This is a genomic window from Limnohabitans sp. DCL3, assembly GCF_048019295.1.
In the GTDB taxonomy this organism is placed as follows: Bacteria; Pseudomonadota; Gammaproteobacteria; order Burkholderiales; family Burkholderiaceae_C; genus Limnohabitans_A.
Map to the genome: position 1 here is coordinate 2,659,493 of NZ_CP171842.1, position 26,627 is coordinate 2,686,119.

Sequence of the window (26,627 nt, forward strand, 5' to 3'; positions counted from 1 at the left end):
CACCCTTTGTTCACTCACCGGTTCATCAAGAAACGGTGGCTTCGTCGGTGCGTGTATCGCCCTTGTTGTCTTTCCAAGTCACCGCGATCTTGTCACCGGCTTTGGCGCCTTTGACGGTGAATTGCAAGAAGGGGTTTTTGGACACTGCGGGACCCCACTCAGCCGACAAGACTTGTTTGCCGTTGAGGTTGGCGGTGACTTCTTGGATGAACCAAGCTGGCACGGTTTTGCCCGCAGCGTCTTTGCGCTGACCGGATTCCATTTCGTGGCTCATGAGCACGCGAACGGTTGCTTTGTCACCAGAGGCCTGGGCACGAATGCGCATTGGATCTGCCATGTTTTTCTCCTAAATCTTTCAGTGAATCAATGTGAGTGCGTTGTGTGGACAGGGGCTTAACCGCCGCAACCACCCAAAGTGACTTTGACTTCTTTTTTGGCCCACAAGGCCTTGCCGTCGTTCATGATGGCCACGGCGTAGACATCGGAAGACTGGCCCATCTTGGCGCGTGTGGTGAAGTTGGACTCCACAGCATCGGAGGCGTGGAACATGGCAACGAGCGCAGCAGGATTTTTCTCGACCAAAATCAAGACATGCTTCACGCCAGCCAATGCAGTGCTGGCGCCCAAGGGCACAACAGCACCGTTTTCAGCGATGTCCGGACCCGTGATGGTCACATCTTTGCTTTCGGCCATGCTGGCAGCACCAGCGGCCTTGGCTGCGTCTTGCACCGATTTGGCGTCGAACGCCGCTTTGTTGAAAGCGGCATGAGCGAACTGGGGGAAGCCTGCGGTGGCCAAGAGGCCAGCCACAACAGCGGTTTGCTTGAGTGTCTCGCGACGGTTTTGCATCTGATATCTCCTTGATGATTGAGTGATGCTATAGAAACAGGTTCAGCAGTGCATCGGGATGAGCCCGAATTACTTGCTGGCCCCCTTGGAAATCCATTCGGCAATTTGTTTGGCGTCGGCATCAGGCAGTGCTTGAGCGGGCATGGGGATTTGGCCATACACACCCACGCCACCGGCCTTGATTTTACCGACCAGGTAGTCGGTTTTGCCAGCTTGCTTTTTGGCCACTTCATTGAAACCAGGACCGACAATTTTCTTGTCCACACCATGGCATGCCGTGCAGCTGTGTTTGTTCAAGAGTGCGATGGCCGCTTTGGCTTCGTTGTTTTCGGGCTTGGCTGCTGCGGCAACAGGGGCTGCTGCGGCCACGGGCATACCCGCTTTGGGTTCTGGCTTGGTGGTGTCGGCACCTCGCTGTGGACCCACAGTGCGGTTTTGCTCTTGCAAGTTGCCGTGGGCATTGCGAGCGAAGTCCGGCAAGAACGATGCAACTTTGGGTTCAGGCGTGCAGTCTTTCATGCACAGCTTATTGGCTGTATCGGGCTTTTTCACGCCGCCAAATTCGTTACCAGGCCACATGGCGTGTTGGGTCGTCATGCCGTTGCGGTTGGGCATACGCGCTTGGACCTCTGCGATATTTTTGTCCGACAGGACAAAGTTGTCCGGCACGATGTTGGCCAAATTCAGCAAGAAGGCCGTGACCGAATACACCTCTTCCGTGGTCAATGTCTTGGGGGCAGTCCAAGGCATGGCACGGTTGATGTAATCCCACAGCGTCGACACGGTGGCCACCTTCATGATGGTGGTGCGACCGGGGTAGTCCGAGCGGTTGAGGTTGGCCACGCGGCCCGTCTTGATGTCTTCGGCCGTGGTGCCACCAATCAAGGGGCTGAACACTTCACCCGATTCACCAAAAACGCCATGGCAGTGGGCGCACTTGCCTTCCCACACATCTTGGCCTTTGGCCACCGAGCCGGAACCCGCGGGCAGGCCCTTGAAATCGGGGCGCACATCGATGTCCCATTTGGCCACTTCTTTGGGCGTGGCGTCACGGCCCACCCCGGGGTATTTGGCGCCTTGTGCAGCGGCGACACCCGCCACCGCCAACAGCGCAACCGTCAAAACGGCATCACGAAACCTGGACATTTTTCACCTCACCGTTTTCCTGCACCAACCAAGACTGGATGGCATTGTTGTGATAGATCGAGCGCGTGCTGCGCACACCGCGCAACTGCTGGTAAGTGGGCTGCACATGGCCGGTGTCATCTTGCGCACGGCTTTGGATGATGGCCGGCTTGCCGTCCCACACCCAGTCGAGGTTGAAGCGCGACAAGGCTTTGGACAGAACCGGTGTTTCCAGACGTGCTTGACGCCAGTTGCGACCACCGTCGGTGGACACATCCACACGTTTGATCTTGCCTTTGCCCGACCATGCCAAGCCCGTGATGTTGTAAAAGCCTTTGTCCAACAACACTTGGCCACCAGAAGGCGTGGTCACCACGCTCTTGACTTCCTGGATGTTGGTGTACTGGCGGTGCATGCCACCGGGCTGCAAGTCAATGTAGTGAATCGCTTCGTCTTTGGCAGCGTAAGGCTTGTCACCCACTTCAACGCGGCGAAGGTACTTGACCCAGCTCACACCTTGAACGCCGGGAACCACCAATCGCAAGGGGTAACCGTTTTCGGGGCGCAGCATTTCACCGTTCTGACCATAGGCCACAATGACTTCGCCGGATGTGATCAAGCTCATGGGAATGGTGCGGGTCATGGACGAACCATCACCACCTTCGGCCAAGACAAATTTGCCGTTTTTCAGGTCAGCACCCGCCAACTCCAGCAAAGTGATCAAGGGCACGCCCGTGAACTCGCTGCATGACAACATGCCGTGGGTGTACTGCACCGTAGGCACCGCCACGTTGCCCCACTCCGTCGCACTGTTGGCACCACACTCAATGAAGTGGAAGCGCGAGACAGAGGGCAAGCGCATGATCTCGTCCATGGTGAACACCATGTTCTTTTTGACCATGCCGTTGATCATGAAACGGTGTTTGGACGGATCGATGTCCCACCAGCCTTGGTGGTGACGCTCGAAGTGCAAACCGCTGGGCGTCACAATGCCGAACAAGGACTGCAGTGGCGCGAACGACACCGAGGCTTGGGTGGTTTGTGTCAAGCCAGGGCTCTGACGGCGCTGCAAGTTCGCTTCGAACTTGGAGGGCTTGCCATAACCTTCAACGGCCACGCCTTGTCCCAAGCCCACAGCGTGCTCTGGCAAGTTCAGGATGTTGGGGTCACCGCCTTCGACCGGTACCGGATTGCCCTGGGCCATGGCCATGGGTGCAGCTGCACCCGCAGCAGCGGCTGCAAAAGCATTGCGAATGAAATCGCGGCGGCCTTTTTTGCCTTCGGCAAAGACCTCCTTGATGCCACTTGGGGTCAGGAAGTTTTCCGGTGCTTTTTGCACCCTTCCTGAGTTGATGCTGTCTTCTTTCACACGAACTCCTCGTTTTGAGTTGTCAATTCACGGCTGTATCGATGGCCACCTGCGTGCACACGGCACGGCAAACTTTCGCAGCAGTTTCGTCTGCAATCCGGTAAAACATTTGAGCGCCTTCACGACGCTTGCCCAAAATGCCCGACCTGTACATGATGTTCAAATGCTGAGACATGTTCGGCTGAGCCACACCAATGTTGCCCAACAACTGTCCGACATTTTTCTCACCCTGGCACAACTCACTGATGATGCGCAAACGAACCGGCGTCGAAAGGACGGCAAAAAGTTCTGCCGCCTTGTCGTACACCTGATCGCTGTCATCTTTCATGTGTCATTTGCCATTAAGTTCTTATATTCGGATGTGCGAATATATACGATAAGCGATGAATCTGAATCAGGGATTACACGGAACGTGTTTCCCGATCAGGACAAACCCTGATCAGGAATCCGTACTTCTCAGTAGCGGTAGCCCAAAAGTACCTGATAGTTGGTTTGGCCGTGAGTGATGTTTTGGCCTCCAAGTTGACCCGCAACGACCGTGACTTTAGGTGCGTATGACACCGCCCCGTCAAGGCTCAAGTTTTTGTTGATCTGGTAGCCAAAACCTGCAGTCAAGTGGTTCTTAATGATCGCAGGGAACAGGGGGTGCACCATTGCATCAGAAATCGGGTTGGATGAGTGGCTGTATCCTGCACGCAAAGTCCAAGCATCTGTGGCCTTGTAAGCTCCACCCAAAGAGATAACCGTCTGATCTTTCCAGTTCTGCGGCAGCGTGAAACCCATACCGCCACTGCCCCCCGGTAGCTCGAAGCTCATGCGGAAGCTGCTCATCACACTGCTCCAGTCAATACGTTTGACATCTGCGACCAATTGCAAGCGCGGGGCAGGAACCCAAGATGCACCAACGGCGAGCACAGCAGGCATTTGGAAGTTATTGACCACCATCTTGCCAACCATTGCAGGATTACTGCCCATGGTCAAAGTAGCCCCTGAGCCAGAGGTTTCCATGTCACCCAAATTGGTCTTCAATTGATAAGAAGCAGCCACCGTCAAATCTGGGTTCACCAAATACGTCAGACCCAATTTACCGGTCAACCCTGTCGATTTGGCTTGCCCAGTAAAGTCATTGTTATTGGAAAAATCAATTCGAACGGGCATCTGCTGCAGTTGCTGCATTCTTTGAGCGTAGTCCTCATCTGTTTCATTAACAAGCCGAGTTGTCATTCCACCCATCATTTGAGCCAACTGACCTGTTGGCATGGGGTTCATTCCCGCCATTTGACCGAACAAGGCTGCCATGCGCATATCCAGACTTGCCCAAGTAAAGTCCAAAGTTGCACCCACATTAAGTTGGTCGTTTACCTTATAGCTGCCTGGCAAAATGACTCGGCCAACGGCCAATTCAGAACGCACAGGCGCAGGTGTTCTTGCTGCGTTCATGGAGCCGGCAGCGTACTCCGTGCCCATACCTCCCTGACCAAATACACCGATCCCATAGCTGTACTGATCATTTTTCCGGACCCAACCAAAAGCTGGCATTACGTAAGAAGTCCCTCCAGACTTCTCTCCCATTGAAGTCACTTTTGGACCCAAAACACCCAAAGCAAAATCAGCACGAGTGCCATTGGCACTCAATTGCAATGTGGCCGGATTGTTCATCATCCCCGCAGTTCCATTGTCATAGGCTTGGGCTGCACCGCCCATGGACAATGCTTGCGGTCCATAGCCCTCCATCAACATACCATTCGTCGCCCAAGCAGTTGAGCCCGTAGCCAAAACAGCCGCCACCACGGTGGCACGCAAGTTGTTCATTGTTTTCATTGTTGTCTCCTTATTTGTAAGATCAGAACTCACCCTTGTGACCACGTTCCATCATTTCCCAGATGGTGTCGCGCACGGCTTTGGCTTCCTCTTTCAAGGGGGAAGGCAGCTTGCGGCCCATCTTGACCATCATGTCCATGTTGAGGGTGTAGAGCCAAAGACCGTCTTCTTTTTCCACCATGGAAATACGGCACGGCAGGTAGGCGGCCATGTGCGGGCTGAAGTCCACCATCTTGCGGGCCGTGGTGGGTGAGCAAAAGGAATAGACCGTCAGCAGTTTTTCTTTCTTGCCGGAACGGGCTTCGAGCTCTTTGGACAGCGGCAAGGTGCCGACATCGCGCATATTGCGCTCTGTAGCCACTTGTTTGAGGACCTGTTCGACCTCTTGGGCCGTCACGCCCTTCTTGACCTTGCGCTCCCAGGTGGTGGCCACAGCAATGTCACCTTCACCGTCCACCCAGCGGTCCCACATGCGGCTGGCTTCAGCGCCTGCACCCGATTCGAGTTTGCCAAGGGTGTTGATGGTGCCGCAGCCGGTCAACCAGATCGAGCTGGCCAAAACGGCCCACTTGAGCCACGTGAATGATTTGCGCATTGTTTTCTCCTGTAGTCATGCATGGATGGACTCCAAACTGACACCGTGTGTGTCTTATTGGATTGACGTCGATCATCCGTGACAGAAGAAAATTTCGGTATTGGCAGATACCCTATACCCCACGGGGTAAGGTATTTGTCAGCTCAATTGAACTTGCAAGCCAAAGCGTTCACTTGAACTTGTAATGGTCGCGGTTGAGGACAGCAGCCACCGATGTCACATCTTCTGGGAACATGCCCAGGTTCAATTCGGTGTTGCATTGCTCCACCATGCCCCGCAACAAAGAGGCGTTGTTGATGCGCCCTTGCGGTTTGTAAATGGCGCTGCCGTTGCCACCGACCTTGGAGACATGGCAAGCCACGCATTTGCCATCGGCGATCAGGGTTTCGCCCAGTTTGTAGTCGGCCTCCTTGAAGATGGCTGGCTGCGCCTGGACCACTGCGCAAAGCAGTGTGCTGGCCATCAATGCGGCCACCTTTGCGTGTAATTTCATGGAATCCACCCATTAAAAAAGCCGCTCAAGGGCGAACCCCTGAGCGGCAAACAAAAGCCACGAGTACCAATCGAGCTTCTAAATCATTCACATTCTTTGAACAAGCCAGCGTGGGCTTGAACTTACTTGGCGCCAGCCAAAATCCAGTTGGCCAAGGTCAAGGCATCGGCTTCGCTCAGAGCAGCTTGCGCGGGCATGGGCACAGGGCCCCACTTGCCCGAACCACCGGCTTTGATGCTCTTGGCCAAATTGGCCGCAGCATCTTTTTGACCGCCATATTTTTTGGCCACGTCTTGGTAGGAAGGTCCCACAAGTTTTTTGTCGACCGCATGGCAAGCCATGCAAGCGTTTTTCTTGGCCATGTCCAAGTTGGCAAAAGCAGGCGAAGAAGCCAAGGCGGCCACTGTGGCCACAGCAAAAATCAATTTCATGAGAACTCCAAATGGGGGGTTTAAATATAACCAGGCGCTAATTTAACCGAAATCAAGCGGCCCTTGCGCACCCAAACACAGGTTTTGCGTTGGGGATTTTACTGAGGGCAAGCCTCAACAAGTCCCAAAGCCATTTCCCAAACGCGGCCATCGGGCTCACTCAAACGCAGTCTGCTCGGGTTTGACCACCGCTTTGCCTGCAGCGTTCCAAGCATCAAATCCACCCGCAATCGAAGCGACATGGAGGTAACCCATGTTTTGCATGGTTTGCGCCGCCAGGGCCGCGCGACCGCTGGTTTTGCAATAAAGCACGACCTTCAAGTCACGGCCAGACAGAGCGGGCGTGCTGCTGAGTTTGAACTCCAACAACCCCCGTGGAACCAGAAGTGCGCCGGGCAAGTGGCCTGCAGCAAATTCATCCGCTTCACGCACGTCCATCAACACATCGGCTTGGCGAATGGCGTCTTCGGCATCCGCCAAAGTCACTTCTTGGGTGGCAGCTTTGGCCTGCATCACCAGATCGTGGGCATTTTTCATCTTATGTCTCTCCGGTTCAAAAATGGCTTTCAAGGCAGCAATTGCGTGTTCAAAGTTTCCAGACTTTGCACGGACAAGTTGCCGGTCAAGGCATCGAGTTGCAAACGCGCCATCAGCACTTCAGTTTGTGCACGCAGCCAGGACAACTCGGCCTGGGCCGCATCGTTCTGGGCTTGCAACAATTCGAGTGTGGTGCGATCTCCGACTTGACGCCCTAAACGGGTCGCGTCCAGTCGTGCTGTACTGGCATTCCATGCGGCTTGCATGGCCGACAAACGGGCTGGACCTGTTTGCAGCGCCAACCAGACCGTACGGGCTTGTTGCTGCGATTGTTGCAGGGCCATGTCCACCTCCGCCTGAGCTTGGGATGCGGCACCTGCTGCCTCTTGGAGTTTCGCACTGCGCCAACCGCCGGTGTACAAAGGCACATTCAGACTCAAGCCCACCATTTGCTGGCTTTGCTTGTTGGACGAAGCCCCGAAATCACCATCGCCGCTCAAACGGTCTCGCCCGGCAGAAGCAACCAGGTCCAAGGTCACGCCACCATTTTGCGCATGCTTTTTGAGCTCTTGTCGGGCCACATCGCTTTGGACTTTCTTCAGCAGCACGCCCGTGTTGGCTTGTTGCACTTGGGTCAAGACCTGCTCCAAAGAAGGTAAAGCAGACACGGTCACTTGAGCTTTAAGCGGCTTGGGCTGCAAAACATCTGCACTCAAGCGGGTGGAGTCAATCAAAACGCGGCGAGCCATTTGCACATCGTTATCAGCTGCCAACAATTGCGCTTGCAAGCCCGCAGCTCGGGCCGATGCCTCGTGTGTGTCCGTGACGGGCACGTCACCCAGAGCAAAGCGATCTTGAGCTTCTGTCAGCGAACGGCTAACCGCCAAGTATTGATTTTTCAACACATGCTGCTGGCGCTCGGCCAACAGCAGATTGAAATACCTTTGCGCTGTGAGCAGCATGAACTGTTGTTGGGCCAGATCGGCGCGCAACTCAGCGACGCCCGCTGCGCTGTTCAGCTGGGCTTGCTGGGCTTGGCGCTCGGGGTTGTACAAGGGCTGTTTGGCCTGCAGCGACCAACGCGTGGAAGTGGCGGCACTCGCCGAAGTGGCGAAACTACCCGGCATCGACGGCTGCCCACCCACAGCAAACTGGGCGCCCGTCGTCCGGGTGTCGGCCGACATGGCCCCCACCGTGGCGCTCCCCATCAACACCGGACGCCACAACGCTTGGGCTTGCGCTTCATAGGCCTGCACCGATGAGCGCGTGGCGGCCACCACCTGCATTTGTGGGTCGTATGCGCGCGCCTGCTCCCAGGTTTGCAACAAATCCAGAGCCTGCACAGAAGGGCTGGCCAGCAGGGCAGCCTGCACCCAGCCGCTCAGGAGCCGGGATTTGAACAAGGGCGAACGCATGGCCAGCATGATGTTCAGATCAGCAGCCGCACTCGACGCCGAATTTGCGCAAGATGGACTCCATCAGGCACCACTGGGTCAAAGCACTTTGCAGCAGGTTGGCGCCCACAAAAGCCGTGAAAGCCAGCCACCACTGGCTCACAAAAATGGGGCTGCCCTGAACACCCAAAGCCAAGGACATCAACACAAAGGTGCCAGCGACCAAACGAACGATTTGCCAAGATTTCATGATTCAAACTCCCATGGATTAAAAAAACTCAAGCACCGTACTTTTTGCGGTACGCCACGTAATACAAAGTGGGGATGACGACCAGCGTCAGGACGGTGGACACAAAGATGCCAAAGATCAGCGAAATGGCCAGACCGTTGAAGATCGGGTCATCCACAATGAAGAAGGCGCCGATCATGGCCGCCAGGCCCGTGAGCATGATGGGCTGGGCACGGGTGATGGCCGACTGCACAATCGCCCGCTTGAAGTCCATGCCGCTGTTCACCTGCAAGTTGATGAAGTCCACCAGCAAGATCGAATTGCGCACGATGATGCCCGCCAGCGCGATCATGCCGATCATGCTGGTGGCGGTGTACTGGGCATTCAGCAAGGCGTGGCCTGGCATCACCCCAATGATGGTGAGCGGAATCGGTGCCATGATGATCAGCGGCGTGAGGTAGGAGCCAAACTGCGCCACCACCAGCAAATAGATCAGGATCAGGCCCACCCCATAGGCTGCACCCATGTCACGGAAAGTCTCATACGTGATTTGTGACTCGCCATCCCACTTGATGCTGTAGCCGCGCCAAGCATCGTCGGGCTGGCTGATGAAGTACTCTTCAATCCGCTCACCGTCCGGGCCGATGATCTGGGCCACGTCACCGCGCATCTTGAACAGACCGTACAAGGGGCTGTCCACCTTACCGGCCATGTCGGCGTTGACAAAGTTCACGGGCAGCATGTCTTTGTGGATGACGGGCTGCTCACGCAGCGTGTCGCTCACGGTGACCAGCTCGCGCATGGCCACCACCTTGCCCGTGGCGCTTTTCACGCCCAGCTGCAGTAAGGCATCCAGATCGCCATGCAGCTGCTCGGGCAGCTGGATCAAGGCGGGCACCGGGTACTTGCTGCCATCGTGCAAAGAGGTCACTGACTCGCCCGCCAAACCGGCACGCAAAGTGGTCACGATGGCTTGTTGCGACACACCCAGCACCGCAGCTTTGCGGCGGTCCACCAGCAGCAGCTTGCGCGGCGCATTGGCAATCGAGCTGTCATCGATGTCCACCACACCTTCGGTTTTTTCAAACACGGCACGCACTGACTTGGCGACTTGGCGGCGACCTTCGGCATCTGGCCCATAAATCTCGGCCACGATGGGCGACATCACCGGCGGGCCAGGGGGCACTTCGACCACCTTGACGTTGGCACCATGTTTGCGGCCAATCTCTTGCAAGGCCGGACGCACACGCGTGGCAATCACATGGCTCTTGTCGCTGCGCTCGGACTTGCGCACCAGATTCACCTGGATATCACCCAGCTCGGCGCTTGCACGCAGGTAGTACTGGCGCACCAGACCGTTGAAGTTGATGGGCGAAGCCGTGCCCACATAGGCTTGGTAATGCGTGACCTCGGGCACGGTGGCCAGGTGGCCGCCCAACTCGCGCATCACGGCAGCGGTTTTCTCAAGCGGTGTGCCTGCAGGCATGTCCACCACCACCTGGAACTCGGACTTGTCGTCAAAGGGCAGCATCTTGAGCATGACCAAACCCGTGACCGGCAGCACCAAAGACAAGGCGATCAAACCCGCGATGCCCAAGCCCAGCAGCTTGCGGTTGCGCCCACCTGATTGGGTGTCGAGCAAAGGCTGGAAGATTCTTTCAAAGAGAGGTTCAAGCTTGGCGCTCAGACCGGTGTGGCCCCCTGCCGCGTCGTGCGCATGGCCCGAAGACGGCTTCATCCACATGCCCGACAACCAGGGCGTGATGACAAAGGCAATGGCCAGCGACAGCAACATGCCCAAGCTGGCGTTGATCGGGATCGGGCTCATGTAAGGGCCCATCAAGCCGCTCACAAAGGCCATGGGCAACAAGGCCGCGATCACGGTGAAGGTGGCCAAGATGGTGGGGCCACCGACTTCATCCACCGCGCCGGGAATGATTTCGCGCAGACTCTTGCCAGGAAAGAGCTGCTGGTGGCGGTGGATGTTCTCCACCACCACGATCGCGTCGTCCACCAAAATACCGATCGAAAAAATCAGGGCAAACAACGACACGCGGTTGAGCGTGAAGCCCCAAGCCCAAGAGGCGAACAAGGTCGCCGTCAGTGTCAAGATGACCGCCACGCCGACGATGGCCGCTTCGCGACGCCCCAGCGCCATGAACACCAGCGCCACCACCGAGGCGGTGGCGAACAGCAACTTCTGAATCAGTTTTTGCGCCTTGTCGTTGGCAGTCTCGCCGTAGTTGCGGGTCTCTACCACCTGAACGTTGTCAGGAATCACCGTGCCTTGCAGTTTCTCAACTCGGCGCTTGACGCCATTGGCCACATCGATGGCGTTTTCGCCCGATTTTTTGGTGATCGACAGCGTCACGGCGGCAAACTCCTCGCCGCCGTTTTTGTCGTTGTTGCCGTGCCAGACATAACGCTCTGCCGGCATAGGACCGTCTTTCACATTGGCCACGTCTTTCAAAAAGACGGGCTTGCCTTGCACAACCTGCACCACCAAATCGGCCACGTCACTGGCTTGTGCCAAGTGTGGGCCGGCTTCGATGGCCACGCTTTGGTTGGCCCCCAACAACTCACCCACGGGCAGGCCCAGATTGGCCGATTGCAAGGCCATGCGCAAATCGTGCACGGTGACGCCCGAGCCGTTCATGCGCTGCGGGTCGATCTGCACCAGCACCGCACGGCGCGGGCCGCCGATGGTGACCACATCGCGGGTGCCGGGCACGCGCTTGATGTCGGCCTCGATGCTGTGCGCCACGCGTTCCAGATCAAAAGCACTGACATCTGTGGTTTTGCCATGCAAAGTGAGGGACACAATGGGCACATCGTCGATGCCTTTGGGTTTGATCAAAGGCTCAGGCAGACCCAAGTTGACAGGTAACCAGTCGGCGTTTTCGCGGATCGTGTCGTGCAACTTGACCAGCGCCTCGGTGCGCGGCACGCCCACCTTGAACTGCACCGTCAGTATCGCCACGCCCGGGCGAGAGACCGAGTAAACATGCTCCACCCCCGCAATCTTGGAGAGCACCTGCTCGGCCGGGATCGCCACCATTTGTTCCACATCGCGCACCGAGGCGCCCGGGAAAGGCGCGATCACGTTGGCCATGGTCACGTTGATTTGGGGCTCTTCTTCGCGGGGCGTCACCATCACGGCAAACACGCCCAGCAAAAACGCCACCAGCGCCAGCAAAGGCGTGATCTGCGCGCTCTGAAACATCGCCGCAATGCGGCCTGAAATGCCCATTTTTTGCTCACTCATGGGGTCACTTTCAGAGTTTTTTGCCAAGGCTGGCGGGCTCACTCACCACCGGCTCACCCGCGCTCACACCGGACAAGACTTCGACGGTCTGATCCGTGGTGCGGCCCAAGCGCACCTGGCGCAAACGCGGTTTGCCTTGAGCGTCCATCACGTACACACCGGTCATTTCAGCACGGCGTACGATGGCTGTGAGTGGCAAGAAGACGCGGCCGCCTTGAGCTGCATCCTTGATACCGTTATGGGCCGCAGCACTGGCCAAACTGCCAGGCACCCAAACCCGAGCGAACAGGCCGGGCACCAAGCCTTCTATACCCGCAGGCAAAGCCACACGCAATTGTGCGGTGTGTGTCACCGGGTCCACAGCAGGCAGCATTTGCACACTGACAGCGGCCACGCTGGTGTGGCCCGCGATCTCGTAACGCACTGATTTCAGCTGCTTGCGAACACCTTCAATCATCGACTGCGGCACGGCCGCACTCACCCGCAAAGCCGAGGGGTCATGCAGGGTCACCAAGGGGCGACCCGGCATGGCCATGTCGCCCAAGGTGACGGGCACATCGGACACCACGCCATGAAAAGGGGCACGAACACTGAAGAAACCGGTTTGGGTTTGGGCCGCACGGGTTTGGGCTTGCTGGGCCTGCACCTGGGCCTGGGCTGCGTCGTACTGAGCTTGAGCGCGTTCAAGAGCGCCCTGGCTGATGTATTGCTTTTGGAAGAGTTGCTTTTGGCGGTCCAACTCTTTGCTGGCCACGCGCAAATTGGCTTGTGCGGCTTCGAGCTGGGCAGTGCTGCCGACGACATTTTGCTGGGCAGCACTGGCGTCGATGCGCAGCAACTCTTGGCCGGCCCGCACCCGATCACCGGCCTTGACGTTCAAACTGACGATGGCCCCGGGGACCTGGGCCGACAAGGTGGCCTGGCGCACTGCCTCGACCACGGCGTCCAAACTCGCCTCTTGGGCGCCTGCCGCGCTGGCTTGAGCGGCCACACTTTTAACCGCTGTTGCCTCGGTATTGGCCCAAACCGGGGCGCTGGTCAAACCGGCAAGTGCCATGGCCACAGCCACAATCGATCGTCTGTTCATCAAAACTTCTCCGTCAAACCGTTGGTTTTGCACATTTGGTTGTTTGCGTATATGCGCAATGATACAATCAATTCCAACACCCAGTCAAACAGTGTCCTTCATTGATTGAATTTGTTGTGTAATGGAGCGCCCATGAAAGACCTGCCCGCCAAAGCACTCGAACAGATTGCCGCCTACTTCCAGGCGCTGTCGGAGCCTACGCGCTTGCAAATCCTGAACCTGCTGCGCGAGGCCGAACACAATGTGGGCGAGTTGGCCCAGTTGTCGGGCTACTCGTCGGCCAACGTGTCGCGCCACCTGTCTTACTTGGCCCAACACGGCATCGTGGCCCGCGAAAGCCGTGGTGCGAGCGTGTTCTACAAAGTGAGCGACCCCTCCATCTACGCCCTGTGCGACTTGGTCTGCGCCAACATCGCCAGGCAATACGAACAAACCTCCAGTGACCGGGCCTTGTTCACGCCGGGCTGAAAGCCATCGCCGGCCAACAATCGCTGCCCGCATGGGCCAAGCCCCTTGGCAACACCTGCTCATGGCCCTTCATTTCAGGCCTTATCGCAAATGGCTATCATGGCGCTCCAACAGCCCCGTCCTCTCTTCAGGGGCCACTCAGGAGACCCGCATGAGCCGCATCGTGAACGCCGAGAAGAAAAAAAACCTGTGCGCCCGACTGGCCCGCATTGAAGGGCAGCTGCGCGGTTTGCAAAAACTCATCGAAGCCGATGCCGATTGCGAAAAGATCGCCCAACAAATGGCCGCCGCCCGCAAGGCGCTGGACAAATCCTTTTTCTCCATGGTCGGCTGCATGATCGAGCAAGGGGACCAGTCGCCCGAGCACGTGGCGGAAATGCTGACCAAGTTCGCTTGAAACCCGGGTGCAGTCCACTCAGGACTTGAGCACCACCCCATCGGCGTCAAGCACCCGGACCTGGATCGGTATGCCCTGCCCCACACTTTGGGTGACGGTGCAAAAACCCTCAAACTGGCCCAACACACGTTCGAGCTGCTCGAGCTGGGCGGCGCTCACCCCCAGCTGCAAAGTGGCCACCATCTCCAACACGCGCATGCGGCCATCGACATTGCGCCCCACTTGTGCTTGCACCTCGCAGCGCAAAGGCTCGGGGGCTTGTTTGAATTTGCGCAAGGCAAACAGCAAGGAATCGCTCAGGCAATTGCCCACAGCGGCACACAGCAATTGCACGGGAGACGGCCCCTGGCCCGTGCCCAAGGGCGCGGGCTCGTCGCTGGTCAGCACCGGCATGTTGTCGTCAAAACGGATGTCGAATCGGTAATCGTGCTGCTGGGTCAGCGTGACCGAAATGCGTTTTTCGCTCATGACTCAAGCCTGCGCTGCCTGCAGGTCATCCCAGGCTTTGACAGCTTCTGCCGCGTACATCAAGGCCGGGCCGCCGCCCATGTACACGCACACCGCCAGCATTTCCTCCAGCTCGGCCCGCGTGGCCCCGAGTTTGATCAAGGCTTTGACGTGAAAACCGATGCAACCCGAGCAGCGCTGTGTGACGCCAATGGCCAGCGCCATCAGCTCCTTGTGTTTGGTGCTCAACGCACCCTCCGCCATGGCCGCCTGAGCCAATTGGCCAAAGCCTTTCATCGCGTCGGGCTGGCTTTTGCGAAACGGGACCAAGCATTCGTTGATGTCTTGCATCAAGCCGGGGTGGTCAAACGTGCTCATGGGGCTTACCTTTCTGATGGTGAGGACAAACTGAACCCAGGCCCGGTGTGTTGGGATGCACCCAAAGGCCTTATATAAGTCTCAATTTATATCTTCCACTGAAATCCCAATTTGCGCCACATCAAGACTTGGGCGGTCCCACCAAGTCTTGCGGCTTGACCATGGGCCAGCCCCGTTTGGCCCACTCGCTCATGCCGCCGTTGACATAGCGGATGTTGGTGAACCCTTGCTCTTTCAGTGCCTCGGTCACGGCACGCGAGCGGTTTTGGGTGTTGCAGATCAACAAGACCGGTTGGTCGGCTTGCTTGGGGATCTCGGCCACGCGTTGCGCCACCTGGCTCATGGGCAGCAAGACCACGCCCTGCGCTACGCCCGTGGCGTGCTCTTGGGACTCACGGATGTCGATCATCAGCACTTTGCCCGCCTCGTGCTCGGCACGGGCTTGCTCCAAGGTCACATGGGGCCCTGGTGCCTCGGGGCTACAGGCGGATACACCGAGCGCAAAAACCAACAACAAGCCCACTGGAACAGAAAAACAACGCAAAACATTCATCAAAAAATACCTCCAGGAAATCAATAAGCAATGACCAATATACTTAATTCAACTCGCAGCTCAGTCCAACCCCCTCCACACCCAATTGGAATTCACATGACCGCCTTTCAAAACCCGCAACAAACTTGGAACCAACGCTTTGCCGCCGAGCACTATGTGTTTGGCGAAGCGCCCAACGCCTATTTGAAATCACAAGCGGCCCACTTGGTGCCAGGCACCGCGCTGGCCGTGGCCGATGGCGAAGGCCGCAACGGCGTGTGGTTGGCCCAGCAAGGCCTGCAGGTCGATGCCTTTGATTTTTCAGACAACGCCCTGCGCAAAGCTCGGGCCTTGGCGCAAAGCCGCCAAGTGGCGGTGAATTGGGTGCACAGCGACTGGCAATCGTTTGATTGGCGACCTGCGCATTACGACAACGTGGTGGGCATCTTTTTCCAGTTCGCCACCCCCGAGGAGCGCGGCCCCCTGTTTGCACGCATGCTGAGCAGCCTCAAGCCCGGCGGCACCCTGATCATTCAGGGCTACACACCACGCCAACTGGACTTCAACACGGGCGGCCCCGGCAAGTTGGCGCATATGTACGACGAATCCCTGATGTTGGACGCCTTTGGCGAACTGGACATCCTGGACCTGCGCACCTACGAGGCCGAGATGGCCGAAGGCACAGGCCACCAAGGCATGTCGGGCCTGCTGGGCCTGACCGCACGCAAGCCCATCGGCTGAAGCGCAAGTCGGCTGTGTTTGGCGTCTTCCGCCCGCTGTGCACTCAACAATTGGCGCAGGCTGATACGCTGAAGCTCATGTTGGATTTTTTGGTTCAACTGCTGCCATAAGCGATCATTGACCAAAAAATCCTGCGCCTGGCCCGTGCTTGGTTCTGCCGGCTCCATGGCCTCAACAATGTCGGCCAAGCTGATTTTTTCTGACGCCATGGCCAGGCAATAGCCACCGCCGGGGCCACGTGTGCTTTCCACCAAATGAGATCGGCGCAACTTGCTGAAAATTTGCTCCAGCCGCGTGGTCGATAGGTCGTGCCGTGACTGGATGGCAGCCAAAGACACAGGGCCCTTGTGCTCGTGCAAACCCACCTCCATCAAGACGGTCACCGCCAACTGGCTCTCTTTGCTCATCCGCATCAGCAACCGCCTTGTGTCGTCGAAAACCAGTTTGTCTTGTTGGGCAACTGCTCAGCCAGCTCACCAGTACCCATGAATGATCTCCTGTTCTTGGGGATGGGGTCACTGAAAAAAGGGGGACTCCTTTGACAGAGTCCCCCAATCAGGATGTGTGTACCAAACACAACCTAAACCAGAATCCCTCGACAATATAAGAAATCACTTCATTCGCCTTGATCTGCCTCAATTCGTATAACGAGCGGCCATGGCATCCAGGTTAAGAGGACGGATCTTTTGAGCTTGGCCGGCACAACCAAAAGCTTCAAAACGGGCCTTCACAATGCCCGCGGCTGCCTTTTTGGCAGCCGCCAAGGCTTTGCGTGGATCGAACTCCGAAGGCTGCTGCGCAAAAACCTGGCGCATGGCCCCAGTCATGGCCAAGCGGATGTCGGTGTCGATGTTGACCTTGCGCACACCGCTTTGGATGCCGCGCACAATCTCTTCAACCGGCACGCCATAGGTTTCCTTGATGTCGCCGCCGTATTGGCGAATGATCTGCAACCACTCCTGCGGCACGCTGGAGCTGCCGTGCATCACCAAATGCGTTTTAGGAATGGCGGCATGGATGGCCGCAATGCGGTCCATGGCCAAGATGTCGCCTGTGGGCGGGCGGGTGAACTTGTAAGCACCGTGGCTGGTGCCAATGGCAATGGCCAGTGCGTCCACACCGGTTTGCGCCACAAAGTCCTTGGCCTGCACGGGGTCGGTCAGCATCTGATCGTGGCTGAGTTTGCCCTCAGCTCCCACACCGTCTTCCTCGCCCGCCTCGCCAGTCTCCAGCGAGCCCAGGCAGCCCAATTCGCCCTCAACCGACACGCCCACGGCATGGGCCATCTCGCAGACCTTTTGCGTCACGCCCACGTTGTAATCATAGCTGGCGGGCGTCTTGGCGTCGGCCATGAGCGAGCCGTCCATCATCACGCTCGAAAAGCCAGAACGGATGGACTGCTGGCACTGCGCGGGCGTGGCGCCGTGGTCTTGGTGCAAAACCACCGGAATGTCGGGGTGCGTCTCGATGGCGGCCAGCACCAAATGGCGCAAATACGCCTCACCCGCATACTTGCGGGCCCCAGCCGAAGCTTGCAAGATGACTGGGCTGTCAGTGGCTTGCGCCGCCTCCATGATGGCCTGCACTTGTTCGAGGTTGTTGACGTTGAAAGCGGGAATGCCGTAGCCGAATTCGGCCGCATGGTCGAGGACCTGGCGCAATGAAACCAATGCCATGAGGGGGCTCCTTGAAAAATAAATAATGAAAAAAGTCAGTCCGCCGCCGCGCGACGGCTCAGAATTTCGATGGCGGGCAAGGTCTTGCCTTCGAGGATCTCGAGGAATGCACCACCGCCGGTCGAGATGTAGCCCACCTGTTTTTCGATGCCGTATTTGGCAATCGCCGCCAGCGTGTCGCCGCCACCCGCGATGCTGAAGGCGCTGGACTTGGCAATCGCCTGGGCGATCACTTTGGTGCCGTTTTCGAAGGCCGCAAATTCGAACACGCCCACCGGGCCGTTCCACACAATGGTGCCCGCCTGCTTGAGCTGCGCGGCCAGATGGGCTGCGGTCTCTGGGCCGATGTCCAAAATCATGTCGTCGTCGGCCACCTCGGTGGCTTTTTTCACCGTGGCCACGGCATCGGGCGCAAAGGTCTTGGCCACCACCACATCGCTCGGAATGGGCACCTCGGCACCACGCGCCTTCATGGCCTCGATCACGGCTTTGGCCTCATCCACCAAGTCCGCTTCGGCCAAGCTCTTGCCGATCTTCAGGCCCGCCGCCAGCATGAAGGTGTTGGCGATGCCGCCACCCACGATCAAGCCGTCCACGTTCTTGGCCAAGCTTTGCAAAATGGTCAGCTTGGTGCTCACCTTGGAGCCGGCCACGATGGCCATCAGTGGGCGCTTGGGGCTGGCCAAAGCCTTGGAGATCGCGTCCATCTCAGCGGCCAACAAAGGACCGGCGCTGGCGATCGGCGCGAACTGGGCGATGCCATAGGTGGTGCCTTCGGCGCGGTGGGCGGTGCCAAAGGCGTCGTTCACATAGATGTCGCACAGCGCGGCCATTTGGCGAGACAGGGCTTCGTCGTTTTTCTTCTCGCCTTTGTTGACGCGGCAGTTCTCGAGCAAGACCACTTGGCCGGGCGGCACGGCCACACCACCGACCCAGTTGGCCACCAGCGGGACATCACGGCCGAGCAACTCGCTCAGTCGCTTAGCAACAGGAGCCAAGGAATCTTCGGGCTTGAACTCGCCCTCTGTGGGGCGGCCCAAATGGCTCGTGACCATCACGGCCGCACCAGCATCCAAAGCCATCTGAATACATGGCACGCTGGCACGGATGCGCGTGTCTTCGGTGATGCTGCCGTCGTCGGCTTGTGGCACGTTCAGGTCGGCGCGGATGAACACGCGTTTGCCAGCGGCAAAGCCGTTGGCGCACACGTCAGAAAATCGCAGGAAGTGCATGGTGACCTCCTGATCAGTGGGTGCCGACGTGCTTGACGAAGCGCATCATGTTGCAGGTGTAGCCGTACTCGTTGTCATACCAAGCCACGACCTTGACAAAGGTCTTGTCCAAAGCGATGCCCGCTTCGGCATCAAAAATGGAGGGCATGGAACAACCGCGGAAGTCTGTGGACACGACCTTGTCGGTGGTGTAACCCAACACGCCTTTGAGCGCACCTTCGGAGGCGGCTTTCATGGCTTTGCAGATGTCGTCGTAGCTGGCTTCTTTGTTCAGCTCGACCGTCAAGTCCACCACCGACACGTCGGAGGTTGGCACACGGAAGGCCATGCCGGTGAGCTTTTTGTTCAGCTCGGGCAAGACCACGCCCACCGCCTTGGCAGCGCCAGTGCTGGAAGGGATGATGTTTTCCAAGATGCCACGGCCACCGCGCCAATCTTTGCTCGAAGGACCGTCCACGGTTTTTTGGGTGGCGGTGGCGGCGTGCACCGTGGTCATCAAACCGCGTTTGATGCCGAAGTTGTCGTTGAGCACCTTGGCCACAGGAGCCAAACAGTTGGTGGTGCAAGACGCGGCCGACACAATGGCTTGGCCTGCGTAGCTGCTGTGGTTGACGCCGAAGACGAACATCGGCGTGTCGTCTTTGGAAGGCGCAGACTGCACCACTTTTTTAGCGCCCGCATTGATGTGCGCTTGGCAGGTTTCTTCGGTCAAGAAGAAGCCAGTGGCTTCCACCACCACGTCCACAGCCACGTCCCCCCACTTGAGGTTGGCAGGGTCGCGTTCGGCGGTCAACCGGATCTTTTTGCCATTGACCACGAGGTCTTTGCCGTCAACGGCCACGGTGCCTTTGAAGCGGCCGTGCACCGAGTCAAACTGCAACATGTAAGCCAAGTAGTCGGGCTCGAGCAAATCGTTGATCGCAACGACTTCGATGTCTTTGAATTCGGCTTCCTGCGTGACGGCGCGAAACACCATGCGGCCGATGCGGCCAAATCCGTTGATACCAATGCGAATGGTCATGAATAGTTCTCTCTTTCTCTGTCTTTCAGTTCAATTTAAAAAATCAAGGCAAGATGGCTCGGCACAGGCTTCACAAGAGCGCCGAAAAATCCTCAATGACGCGGTCAGGCGAGCACGCGTGCACCGATTCGCCCATGTTGTAGCCATAAGGCAGCAACCAAACCTGTACACCCGCATTGCGTGCGGTGGCCGCGTCGATCGACGAATCCCCCACAAACAGCGCTTGCGTGGCCTTCAGGTCCCAACGCTTCAAGCAATCCAAAACGCTGGTGGGATCGGGTTTTTTGACCGGGAAGGAGTCACCACTGACCACCACGTCAAAGGCCTCGTGAAGCCCGTGTACGCGCAGCACGGTGTCGGTGTAACGCCCTTCTTTGTTGGTCACCACCGCCAACTTGCAGCCACGGGCACGCAGCGTCGCGAGCACTTCGCGCACCTGGGGGTATAGATTGCTGCGTGTGCCGCAACGGTCTTGGTAATAGCGGTCAAAAATCGGCAGCGCCTGCTTCAGGTCGGCTCCTTGCCGCACTGCGGCCACCGGGGTCTGCGTGACGCTGGCCAGCGCCTGGATCAGCAGCTCTTTGGTGCCGTGACCGATCCAGTCGTTGACCTGCTGCTGCGATACCTCGGGCCAATCAAAATAGCGCAAGGTATCGTTCACCGCATCGGCGATTTCAGGCGCGGTTTCGACCAAGGTGCCGTCAAGGTCAAAGAAATAGGCTTGTGGAGTTTGCATTTTTTGCTCTTTGCAAGGGGCTCGCGGCTCAATTGTCGGAAGGCACAATGTGCGCGGGCAACGGCTCGGCCTGGCGATGGGTATGGCGGTGCACCAGGGTGCGCACCGCTTCACACACGCGCTCGGTGGTGATGCCAAAGTGCGCGTACAAAGCCGGCGCCGGGGCTGATTCGCCAAAGCTGGCGATACCAATCACCATGCCCGTGCGTCCTACATATTTGCGCCAGAAGTCGGGGTGCGCCGCCTCAACAGCCACGGTGGGCAAACCCAGCGGCAAGACTGTGTCCTGGTAGGCCTCACTTTGTCGGTCAAACACATTGGTGCAGGGCATGGACACCACCCGGGTGGCCACGCCTTGAATCGCCAGTTCAGCCTGAGCTTTCATGGCCAAAGAGGTCTCGGAACCTGTGGCCACGATGATGGCTTGGGCGCCCGGCATGTCGCTCAGGATGTAGCCCCCCTGGCGCACCTTGGCCGCATCGGCGGCGTCGTTCAGCAGTTTTGGCAGGTTTTGGCGTGACAGCGCCAACGCGCTTGGGCCGTCGCGGCGCTCCACCGCACAGGCCCAGGCCACGGCGGTTTCCAAGCCATCGGCGGGCCGCCACACATCCAGCCCCGGGATGATGCGCAAGCTGGGCACGTGCTCCACGCTTTGGTGGGTAGGGCCGTCCTCACCCAGTCCAATCGAGTCGTGCGTGAAGACATGGATCACGCGCTTTTTCATGAGCGCTGCCATGCGAATGGCATTGCGCGAATAGTCCGAGAATGTGAGGAAAGTGCCGCCATAAGGGATGTATCCCCCATGCAGCGCCATGCCGTTCATGATGGCGGCCATGCCAAATTCGCGCACGCCATACGAGAGGTGGTTGCCCCAGGTGTCCCGGCCCGCTTTGGTGCAGGTCTTGAAGTTGGTCAGGTTGGAGCCCGTCAGGTCGGCGCTGCCGCCAAAAAACTCGGGCAGCAGAGGGGCCAGCACATCGAGCGCATTCTGGCTGGCTTTGCGGGTGGCCACCGCATCGGGTTTGGCCACGATGGCTGACAAGGCTTTACCCAAACCCTGGGCGTAGGCCTCACCCAAGTCGCCTTTCATGCGGCGCTCGAATTCAGCCGCCTCTTCCGGGTAGCGGCTTTGGTAGGCGGCAAAGCGCTCGCGCCATTGGCTCTCGGCGCGTGTGCCAAAGGCGCGGGCATCCCAAGCACTGGCCACATCGGCAGGCACTTCAAAGGGCGCATAGGGCCAGTTCAGCGCTTCGCGGGTGGCGGCCACTTCGGCAGCGCCCAACGCTGCGCCGTGCACATCGTGGGTACCCGCTTTGTTGGGTGAGCCCATGCCGATCACGGTTTGGCAGCAAATCAGCGTGGGTTTGCCATGAGGGCTGTGGGCTTGCGCCTTGGCCGCTTCGATGGCGGCATTCACAGCTTGCGGGTCATGCCCATCCACCTTGGCGATCACGTTCCAGCCATAAGCTTCAAAGCGCTTGGGGGTGTCGTCGGTGAACCAGCCTTCCACATGCCCATCGATCGAGATGCCGTTGTCGTCGTACAGCGCCACCAGCTTGGACAGGCGCAAGGTGCCCGCCAAAGAACAGGCCTCGTGGCTGATGCCTTCCATCAGACAGCCATCGCCCAGGAACACATAGGTCATGTGGTCCACGATGTCCAGGCGCAGGCCATCTTCTTCGCGGTTGAATTCATCGGCCAACAGCTTTTCGGCCAGCGCCATGCCTACGGCGTTGGTGATGCCTTGGCCCAGTGGGCCCGTGGTGGTTTCCACACCGGGGGTGATGTCCACTTCTGGGTGGCCAGGAGTCTTGCTGTGCAGTTGGCGGAACTTTTTCAGCTCGTCCAAAGCCAAGTCATACCCCGTCAGGTGCAGCAAAGCATAAATCAACATGGAGCCGTGGCCGTTGGACAACACAAAACGGTCGCGGTCGGCCCACTGCGGGTTGAGTGGGTTGTGTTTGAGATGCCGATTCCACAGGACTTCGGCGATGTCGGCCATGCCCATGGGGGCACCGGGGTGGCCAGATTTGGCGGCTTCGACCGCGTCCACAGCCAGCATGCGCACAGCGTTGGCCATGCGGCGGGCCATCTCGGGGGTGGGGTGATTTGCAGCGGTGTTCATGGTACTTTTGCCCCGCTTCAAGCCTGGCCCAGAGCGCGTTTGCGGCGCTCCATCATTCGCCACACGAACGGTGTGAAGATGAGTTGCATGGCGATTTCCATCTTGCCACCGGGCACCACGATGGTGTTGGCACGGCTCATCCAAGAGTCGTTGATCATGTTGAGCAAATAGGGAAAGTCGATGCCTTTGGGGTTGGCAAAACGGATCACCACCACGCTTTCATCGGCCGACGGAATGTCGCGCGAGATGAAGGGGTTGGAAGTGTCGACGAGGGGCACGCGCTGGAAGTTGACATGCGTGTGCTCAAACTGCGGCACGATGTAGTTCACATAGTCGGGCATGCGGCGCAAGATGGTGTCGGTCACCGCCTCGGTGCTGTAGCCGCGTTGGTGCTTGTCGCGCCAGAGCTTCTGAATCCATTCCAAGTTGATGACGGGCACCACACCCACGCGCAAGTCAGGGTGCTGCGCGATGTTGTGCTCGGGCGTGACCACAGCGCCGTGCAAGCCTTCGTAAAACAGCATGTCCGTGTCGTTCGGCAGGTCTTCCCAAGGTGTGAACGTGCCAGGGTCTTGTTGGTAAGGTGCGGCCTCTTCGGCGTTGTGCAAGTATTTGCGAGACTTGCCTTGGCCTGTGGCGCCGTAGGTGCGAAACAAGTTTTCAATCTCGCCAAACAGGTTGTTCTCGGCACTGAAGTGGCTGAAATGTTTGTTGCCATCCTTTTCAGCAGCTGCGCCGCGCTGCTTCATTTCCTTGCGGTCATAGCGGTGGAAGCTGTCGCCTTCGATGATGGCGGCTTTCACGCCCTCGCGGCGGAAGATGTTGGAAAACGTGCGCGTCACCGTCGAGGTGCCTGCGCCCGAAGAACCGGTGATGGCGATGATGGGGTGGCGTTCAGACATGGGGATCTCCTTGTTGTTTTGTCTATCGTTTAGAAATCAGGCGCATTCGTTCAATCGCGGAACAGGCTGCGCTCGCCGAACAGTGGAGCAAAACTGTCTTGTTTAGGCGGTTCGGCGTGGTATCGCTCGATGCGTTCGACCTCGTTTTTAGAACCAAAAACCAGGCCAATGCGCTGGTGCAAGCTGGTGGGCTGCACACTCAACATGGGCACCTGGCCCGTGCTGGCACGGCCCCCTGCTTGCTCCATGATGAAGCCCACCGGATTGGCCTCGTACAGCAGGCGCAAACGGCCGGGCTTGCTCGGGTCTTTGGTGTCGCGGGGGTACATGAACACGCCGCCGCGCATCAAGATGCGGTGGGCTTCGGCCACCATGGAGGCGATCCAGCGCATGTTGAAGTCTTTTCCGCGCGGGCCGGTTTTGCCGGCCAGGCACTCGTCCACATAGCGCTTGACCGGGGCTTCCCAAAAGCGGCTGTTGGAGGCGTTGATGGCGAACTCTTGGGTGTCTTCGGGCACGCGCAATTCAGGGTGGGTCAACATGAACTCGCCCATCACCGGGTCGAGTGTGAAACCGGCCACGCCATTGCCCACGCTGAGCACCAACATGGTGGTGGGGCCGTACAAGGCGTAACCTGCGGCAATCTGGCGGGTTCCTGGCTGGAAGAAATCGGCCTCGGTCAAAGGCCCACCCTCGGCGGTGGCGTCTGGCGCACGCAGCACGCTGAAGATGCTGCCCACCGACACATTCACGTCGATGTTGCTGGAGCCGTCGAGCGGGTCAAACACCAGCAGGTATTTGCCCCGGGGGTGTTGGGCAGGAATGTCGTAGGGCAAATCCATTTCTTCAGAGGCCATACCGGCCAAGTGGCCGCCCCACTCGTTCATGCGGATGAACAATTCATTGCTCACCACGTCCAGCTTTTTCTGGGTCTCGCCTTGCACGTTGATGCTGCCACCGGCATCGGCCGCATGGTTGCCATACATATCGGCCAAAGCGCCGTAGGCGACCGATTTGGCAATCGCTTTGCAGGCCATGGCCACATCCAAAATCAAAGCATTGAAATCACCACTGGCATCGGGAAAACGGCGACGCTCTTCGATCAGGTATTGCGTCAGGGTAGGCGTGGTGCGGGGGCTCAAGGACATGGGGTCAACACTCTCTGAAGTTTTAAATCTTTGGAAATTCGGAATCTGACTCAAGCCACAGCGGCTTGCTTGAGGGCTTGCATCACACCCCGGTAGCCCCCATCGGCATCGGGCGCACCGAACACGGCGCTGCCCGCCACGCAGGTGTCGGCACCGGCCGCCACGATCTGGGCGATGTTGTCGGTCTTCACGCCGCCGTCCACCTCCAGCACGATGGATTGGCCACCCCGCGCCACATGGGTGTTGATGCGCTGGCGGGCCGCTTGCAACTTGGGCAAGGTCGAGGGGATGAATTTCTGGCCACCAAAGCCAGGGTTCACGCTCATGAGCAAGACCACATCCAAGCGGTCCATCACATGGTCCATCCACTCCAGCGGGGTGGCCGGGTTGAACACCAGGCCCGCTTTGCAACCGTGGTCACGGATCATTTGCAATGTGCGGTCCACATGGCGGCTGGCCTCCGGGTGAAAGGTGATGATGTTGGCCCCGGCCTTGGCAAACAAAGGCACCAAGGCGTCGACCGGCTCGACCATCAAATGCACATCGATTGGAATCTGGACATGCGGACGGATCGCCTCGCACACCAGCGGGCCAATGGTCAGGTTGGGCACGTAATGGTTGTCCATCACGTCAAAGTGCACCCAGTCCGCACCTGCGGCTTCAATGGCGCGAACCTCTTCGCCCAGACGGGCAAAGTCGGCGGACAAGATGGAGGGGGCGATGCGGACGGGGTTCATGCTGGGGCCTTGAAAGCGGTTTGGTGCCATTCACGCAACTGCGCCAGCCCCACGCCTTGCAGGCTGGGGACGTTGCGCAATGCGCCTTTGAAATCGTGCTCGTCGGTGAAATCGTTGGGGGTGATGACCGTGCGCAGACCTGCGGCCATGGCGGCGCGCAGGCCGTTTTCGGAATCCTCAAACGCCAGGCAATGTGCAGGCGTAAGCCCTAGGCGAGACAGGGTTTGCTGGTAGACCATCGGGTCGGGCTTTTTGCGCGGCGCAGTCGAGGCATCTTCGATCACCGAAAAATGCTGCTTCCAGTCCGGCCCGATGGCTTGGCGCAGCAAGGCCGCGATGTTGACGGGCGAGGTGGTGGTGGCAATGGCCAACTTGAGCCCCGCCGCATCGGCAGCTGACAGCAGTGCCAGCACCCCGGGGCGCATCTGTACTGCACCGTCTTGCACCGCTTGCTCATACGCGGCGGTCTTGATCTCGTGCAGATGGTCAATGGTCTCCTGCATACCCGCGCCCGTGATGTCCTTGGGTTGGGTCTCCAGCGTTTGCCAATACGCCTTGATGCGCTCTTTGCCACCCGACACCGCCAACAAGCGCTTGTACAGCGGCACATCCCAGCGCCAGTCCAGCCCCACCTCGGCGAAAGCGTGGTTGAACGCCGCCAAATGCGCCATTTCCGTGTCGGCCAAGGTGCCGTCAACGTCAAAGATCAATGCTTGAAGCATGGGTGGAACCCTTCGTGAGGAAGAAGGGCTCCACTTTAAGAAGGACCGAAGCTCAGGACAATTCAATATTGGTAATGAGTTAATTAAGGTATTGCTTAATTGAATCAATTTCCAATACACAAATCTCTCAATCCCGGCATCCCGGCTTTGGCCAATTGGAGAAGCCTCAA

The 26,627-nt window shown here is 58.4% G+C and carries 30 protein-coding genes; 3 read left to right on the forward strand and 27 right to left on the reverse strand.

Going from position 1 to position 26,627, the window contains the following annotated elements:
* Window positions 1-25 precede the first annotated feature (25 nt).
* The 14 genes from soxZ to ACHEXK_RS11900 all read right to left on the reverse strand — a co-directional run bounded on the left by soxZ (window position 26) and on the right by ACHEXK_RS11900 (window position 13,195).
* Window positions 26-337: a thiosulfate oxidation carrier complex protein SoxZ gene (gene soxZ / locus ACHEXK_RS11835; protein ID WP_322993772.1), complete on the reverse strand. Its 312-nt coding sequence runs from the start codon at window positions 335-337 to the stop codon at window positions 26-28.
* Window positions 338-393: 56 nt separating this feature from the next.
* Entirely contained in the window at window positions 394-849 is a 456-nt protein-coding gene (gene soxY / locus ACHEXK_RS11840) for a thiosulfate oxidation carrier protein SoxY (protein ID WP_416546421.1), read from the reverse strand.
* A 69-nt stretch (window positions 850-918) separates the two neighbouring features.
* Window positions 919-1,995, reverse strand: coding sequence for a c-type cytochrome (locus ACHEXK_RS11845; RefSeq protein WP_416546423.1), 1,077 nt, complete (start codon window positions 1,993-1,995; stop codon window positions 919-921).
* A complete protein-coding gene (soxC, locus tag ACHEXK_RS11850; RefSeq protein WP_416546425.1) occupies window positions 1,979-3,343 on the reverse strand; it encodes a sulfite dehydrogenase in 1,365 nt (454 codons plus the stop codon). The genes ACHEXK_RS11845 and soxC overlap by 17 nt, the downstream gene beginning before the upstream one ends.
* Before the next feature lie 22 nt (window positions 3,344-3,365).
* On the reverse strand, window positions 3,366-3,671 hold the full coding sequence (locus tag ACHEXK_RS11855) for an ArsR/SmtB family transcription factor (protein ID WP_416546427.1): 306 nt from the start codon (window positions 3,669-3,671) through the stop codon (window positions 3,366-3,368).
* 128 nt (window positions 3,672-3,799) lie between these two features.
* Entirely contained in the window at window positions 3,800-5,164 is a 1,365-nt protein-coding gene (locus tag ACHEXK_RS11860) for an OmpP1/FadL family transporter (protein WP_416546429.1), read from the reverse strand.
* A gap of 22 nt (window positions 5,165-5,186) precedes the next feature.
* On the reverse strand, window positions 5,187-5,759 hold the full coding sequence (locus tag ACHEXK_RS11865; RefSeq protein WP_416546431.1) for a DUF302 domain-containing protein: 573 nt from the start codon (window positions 5,757-5,759) through the stop codon (window positions 5,187-5,189).
* Between the two features lie 169 nt (window positions 5,760-5,928).
* Window positions 5,929-6,252, reverse strand: coding sequence for a hypothetical protein (locus tag ACHEXK_RS11870; RefSeq protein WP_322993779.1), 324 nt, complete (start codon window positions 6,250-6,252; stop codon window positions 5,929-5,931).
* 122 nt (window positions 6,253-6,374) lie between these two features.
* Window positions 6,375-6,683, reverse strand: a complete 309-nt coding sequence (locus tag ACHEXK_RS11875; RefSeq protein ID WP_416546433.1) for a c-type cytochrome — start codon at window positions 6,681-6,683, stop codon at window positions 6,375-6,377.
* A 156-nt stretch (window positions 6,684-6,839) separates the two neighbouring features.
* Window positions 6,840-7,220, reverse strand: coding sequence for a rhodanese-like domain-containing protein (locus tag ACHEXK_RS11880; RefSeq protein WP_416546435.1), 381 nt, complete (start codon window positions 7,218-7,220; stop codon window positions 6,840-6,842).
* Between the two features lie 29 nt (window positions 7,221-7,249).
* Window positions 7,250-8,644 carry a TolC family protein gene (locus ACHEXK_RS11885; RefSeq protein ID WP_416546437.1) on the reverse strand — a complete coding sequence of 465 codons (1,395 nt, stop codon included), beginning with the start codon at window positions 8,642-8,644 and terminating at the stop codon, window positions 7,250-7,252.
* A 10-nt stretch (window positions 8,645-8,654) separates the two neighbouring features.
* On the reverse strand, window positions 8,655-8,864 hold the full coding sequence (locus ACHEXK_RS11890) for a DUF2892 domain-containing protein (protein ID WP_416546439.1): 210 nt from the start codon (window positions 8,862-8,864) through the stop codon (window positions 8,655-8,657).
* 28 nt (window positions 8,865-8,892) lie between these two features.
* Entirely contained in the window at window positions 8,893-12,108 is a 3,216-nt protein-coding gene (locus ACHEXK_RS11895; protein WP_416546441.1) for an efflux RND transporter permease subunit, read from the reverse strand.
* A gap of 10 nt (window positions 12,109-12,118) precedes the next feature.
* Complete coding sequence (locus ACHEXK_RS11900) at window positions 12,119-13,195, reverse strand: efflux RND transporter periplasmic adaptor subunit (RefSeq protein WP_416546443.1); 1,077 nt, start codon at window positions 13,193-13,195, stop codon at window positions 12,119-12,121.
* A 132-nt stretch (window positions 13,196-13,327) separates the two neighbouring features.
* Between ACHEXK_RS11900 and ACHEXK_RS11905 the strand changes: the two genes are divergently transcribed.
* Complete coding sequence (locus ACHEXK_RS11905) at window positions 13,328-13,663, forward strand: ArsR/SmtB family transcription factor (RefSeq protein WP_295503678.1); 336 nt, start codon at window positions 13,328-13,330, stop codon at window positions 13,661-13,663.
* Window positions 13,664-13,814: 151 nt separating this feature from the next.
* Complete coding sequence (locus ACHEXK_RS11910; RefSeq protein WP_019430145.1) at window positions 13,815-14,060, forward strand: metal-sensitive transcriptional regulator; 246 nt, start codon at window positions 13,815-13,817, stop codon at window positions 14,058-14,060.
* Between the two features lie 18 nt (window positions 14,061-14,078).
* Here the strand turns inward: ACHEXK_RS11910 and ACHEXK_RS11915 are convergent, their stop codons facing one another.
* From ACHEXK_RS11915 to ACHEXK_RS11925, 3 genes are all read right to left on the reverse strand, one after another.
* Window positions 14,079-14,528, reverse strand: a complete 450-nt coding sequence (locus tag ACHEXK_RS11915) for an OsmC family protein (protein WP_416546446.1) — start codon at window positions 14,526-14,528, stop codon at window positions 14,079-14,081.
* A gap of 3 nt (window positions 14,529-14,531) precedes the next feature.
* Window positions 14,532-14,885, reverse strand: coding sequence for a carboxymuconolactone decarboxylase family protein (locus ACHEXK_RS11920; RefSeq protein WP_062402944.1), 354 nt, complete (start codon window positions 14,883-14,885; stop codon window positions 14,532-14,534).
* A gap of 121 nt (window positions 14,886-15,006) precedes the next feature.
* Complete coding sequence (locus ACHEXK_RS11925) at window positions 15,007-15,438, reverse strand: rhodanese-like domain-containing protein (RefSeq protein ID WP_416546448.1); 432 nt, start codon at window positions 15,436-15,438, stop codon at window positions 15,007-15,009.
* Between the two features lie 96 nt (window positions 15,439-15,534).
* Between ACHEXK_RS11925 and ACHEXK_RS11930 the strand changes: the two genes are divergently transcribed.
* Window positions 15,535-16,158: a class I SAM-dependent methyltransferase gene (locus tag ACHEXK_RS11930; RefSeq protein ID WP_416546450.1), complete on the forward strand. Its 624-nt coding sequence runs from the start codon at window positions 15,535-15,537 to the stop codon at window positions 16,156-16,158.
* Here the strand turns inward: ACHEXK_RS11930 and ACHEXK_RS11935 are convergent.
* The 10 genes from ACHEXK_RS11935 to ACHEXK_RS11980 form a co-directional block, all read right to left on the reverse strand.
* The gene (locus ACHEXK_RS11935) at window positions 16,074-16,571 is read right to left on the reverse strand and encodes an RrF2 family transcriptional regulator (protein WP_416546452.1); all 498 of its coding nucleotides are present in this window, start codon (window positions 16,569-16,571) and stop codon (window positions 16,074-16,076) included. The two genes, ACHEXK_RS11930 and ACHEXK_RS11935, sit on opposite strands and share 85 nt — an antisense overlap.
* Window positions 16,572-16,793: 222 nt before the next feature.
* On the reverse strand, window positions 16,794-17,834 hold the full coding sequence (gene fba / locus ACHEXK_RS11940; protein ID WP_416546454.1) for a class II fructose-bisphosphate aldolase: 1,041 nt from the start codon (window positions 17,832-17,834) through the stop codon (window positions 16,794-16,796).
* A gap of 35 nt (window positions 17,835-17,869) precedes the next feature.
* The gene (locus ACHEXK_RS11945) at window positions 17,870-19,066 is read right to left on the reverse strand and encodes a phosphoglycerate kinase (RefSeq protein WP_416546456.1); all 1,197 of its coding nucleotides are present in this window, start codon (window positions 19,064-19,066) and stop codon (window positions 17,870-17,872) included.
* Between the two features lie 13 nt (window positions 19,067-19,079).
* Entirely contained in the window at window positions 19,080-20,087 is a 1,008-nt protein-coding gene (gene gap, locus ACHEXK_RS11950; protein ID WP_416546458.1) for a type I glyceraldehyde-3-phosphate dehydrogenase, read from the reverse strand.
* A gap of 70 nt (window positions 20,088-20,157) precedes the next feature.
* Window positions 20,158-20,823, reverse strand: coding sequence for an HAD-IIIA family hydrolase (locus ACHEXK_RS11955; protein WP_416546460.1), 666 nt, complete (start codon window positions 20,821-20,823; stop codon window positions 20,158-20,160).
* A gap of 28 nt (window positions 20,824-20,851) precedes the next feature.
* Entirely contained in the window at window positions 20,852-22,948 is a 2,097-nt protein-coding gene (gene tkt / locus ACHEXK_RS11960) for a transketolase (protein WP_416546462.1), read from the reverse strand.
* A gap of 17 nt (window positions 22,949-22,965) precedes the next feature.
* Window positions 22,966-23,850 carry a phosphoribulokinase gene (locus ACHEXK_RS11965; RefSeq protein ID WP_416546464.1) on the reverse strand — a complete coding sequence of 295 codons (885 nt, stop codon included), beginning with the start codon at window positions 23,848-23,850 and terminating at the stop codon, window positions 22,966-22,968.
* Between the two features lie 50 nt (window positions 23,851-23,900).
* Window positions 23,901-24,998 carry a class 1 fructose-bisphosphatase gene (locus tag ACHEXK_RS11970; protein WP_416546466.1) on the reverse strand — a complete coding sequence of 366 codons (1,098 nt, stop codon included), beginning with the start codon at window positions 24,996-24,998 and terminating at the stop codon, window positions 23,901-23,903.
* A gap of 50 nt (window positions 24,999-25,048) precedes the next feature.
* Window positions 25,049-25,735, reverse strand: a complete 687-nt coding sequence (gene rpe, locus ACHEXK_RS11975) for a ribulose-phosphate 3-epimerase (RefSeq protein WP_322993905.1) — start codon at window positions 25,733-25,735, stop codon at window positions 25,049-25,051.
* On the reverse strand, window positions 25,732-26,457 hold the full coding sequence (locus ACHEXK_RS11980; protein ID WP_416546469.1) for an HAD-IA family hydrolase: 726 nt from the start codon (window positions 26,455-26,457) through the stop codon (window positions 25,732-25,734). The genes rpe and ACHEXK_RS11980 overlap by 4 nt, the downstream gene beginning before the upstream one ends.
* Between the last annotated feature and the right edge of the window lie 170 nt (window positions 26,458-26,627).

Bases quoted from the DNA above. Each gene is read 5' to 3' on its own strand.
- soxZ (WP_322993772.1), bottom strand. From the start codon at position 337: ATGGCAGATCCAATGCGCATTCGTGCCCAGGCCTCTGGTGACAAAGCA.
- soxY (WP_416546421.1), bottom strand. From the start codon at position 849: ATGCAAAACCGTCGCGAGACACTCAAGCAAACCGCTGTTGTGGCTGGC.
- ACHEXK_RS11845 (WP_416546423.1), bottom strand. From the start codon at position 1,995: ATGTCCAGGTTTCGTGATGCCGTTTTGACGGTTGCGCTGTTGGCGGTG.
- ACHEXK_RS11855 (WP_416546427.1), bottom strand. From the start codon at position 3,671: ATGAAAGATGACAGCGATCAGGTGTACGACAAGGCGGCAGAACTTTTT.
- ACHEXK_RS11860 (WP_416546429.1), bottom strand. From the start codon at position 5,164: ATGAAAACAATGAACAACTTGCGTGCCACCGTGGTGGCGGCTGTTTTG.
- ACHEXK_RS11865 (WP_416546431.1), bottom strand. From the start codon at position 5,759: ATGCGCAAATCATTCACGTGGCTCAAGTGGGCCGTTTTGGCCAGCTCG.
- ACHEXK_RS11870 (WP_322993779.1), bottom strand. From the start codon at position 6,252: ATGAAATTACACGCAAAGGTGGCCGCATTGATGGCCAGCACACTGCTT.
- ACHEXK_RS11875 (WP_416546433.1), bottom strand. From the start codon at position 6,683: ATGAAATTGATTTTTGCTGTGGCCACAGTGGCCGCCTTGGCTTCTTCG.
- ACHEXK_RS11880 (WP_416546435.1), bottom strand. From the start codon at position 7,220: ATGAAAAATGCCCACGATCTGGTGATGCAGGCCAAAGCTGCCACCCAA.
- ACHEXK_RS11885 (WP_416546437.1), bottom strand. From the start codon at position 8,644: ATGCTGGCCATGCGTTCGCCCTTGTTCAAATCCCGGCTCCTGAGCGGC.
- ACHEXK_RS11890 (WP_416546439.1), bottom strand. From the start codon at position 8,864: ATGAAATCTTGGCAAATCGTTCGTTTGGTCGCTGGCACCTTTGTGTTG.
- ACHEXK_RS11895 (WP_416546441.1), bottom strand. From the start codon at position 12,108: ATGAGTGAGCAAAAAATGGGCATTTCAGGCCGCATTGCGGCGATGTTT.
- ACHEXK_RS11900 (WP_416546443.1), bottom strand. From the start codon at position 13,195: ATGAACAGACGATCGATTGTGGCTGTGGCCATGGCACTTGCCGGTTTG.
- ACHEXK_RS11905 (WP_295503678.1), top strand. From the start codon at position 13,328: ATGAAAGACCTGCCCGCCAAAGCACTCGAACAGATTGCCGCCTACTTC.
- ACHEXK_RS11910 (WP_019430145.1), top strand. From the start codon at position 13,815: ATGAGCCGCATCGTGAACGCCGAGAAGAAAAAAAACCTGTGCGCCCGA.
- ACHEXK_RS11915 (WP_416546446.1), bottom strand. From the start codon at position 14,528: ATGAGCGAAAAACGCATTTCGGTCACGCTGACCCAGCAGCACGATTAC.
- ACHEXK_RS11920 (WP_062402944.1), bottom strand. From the start codon at position 14,885: ATGAGCACGTTTGACCACCCCGGCTTGATGCAAGACATCAACGAATGC.
- ACHEXK_RS11925 (WP_416546448.1), bottom strand. From the start codon at position 15,438: ATGAATGTTTTGCGTTGTTTTTCTGTTCCAGTGGGCTTGTTGTTGGTT.
- ACHEXK_RS11930 (WP_416546450.1), top strand. From the start codon at position 15,535: ATGACCGCCTTTCAAAACCCGCAACAAACTTGGAACCAACGCTTTGCC.
- ACHEXK_RS11935 (WP_416546452.1), bottom strand. From the start codon at position 16,571: ATGCGGATGAGCAAAGAGAGCCAGTTGGCGGTGACCGTCTTGATGGAG.
- fba (WP_416546454.1), bottom strand. From the start codon at position 17,834: ATGGCATTGGTTTCATTGCGCCAGGTCCTCGACCATGCGGCCGAATTC.
- ACHEXK_RS11945 (WP_416546456.1), bottom strand. From the start codon at position 19,066: ATGCACTTCCTGCGATTTTCTGACGTGTGCGCCAACGGCTTTGCCGCT.
- gap (WP_416546458.1), bottom strand. From the start codon at position 20,087: ATGACCATTCGCATTGGTATCAACGGATTTGGCCGCATCGGCCGCATG.
- ACHEXK_RS11955 (WP_416546460.1), bottom strand. From the start codon at position 20,823: ATGCAAACTCCACAAGCCTATTTCTTTGACCTTGACGGCACCTTGGTC.
- tkt (WP_416546462.1), bottom strand. From the start codon at position 22,948: ATGAACACCGCTGCAAATCACCCCACCCCCGAGATGGCCCGCCGCATG.
- ACHEXK_RS11965 (WP_416546464.1), bottom strand. From the start codon at position 23,850: ATGTCTGAACGCCACCCCATCATCGCCATCACCGGTTCTTCGGGCGCA.
- ACHEXK_RS11970 (WP_416546466.1), bottom strand. From the start codon at position 24,998: ATGTCCTTGAGCCCCCGCACCACGCCTACCCTGACGCAATACCTGATC.
- rpe (WP_322993905.1), bottom strand. From the start codon at position 25,735: ATGAACCCCGTCCGCATCGCCCCCTCCATCTTGTCCGCCGACTTTGCC.
- ACHEXK_RS11980 (WP_416546469.1), bottom strand. From the start codon at position 26,457: ATGCTTCAAGCATTGATCTTTGACGTTGACGGCACCTTGGCCGACACG.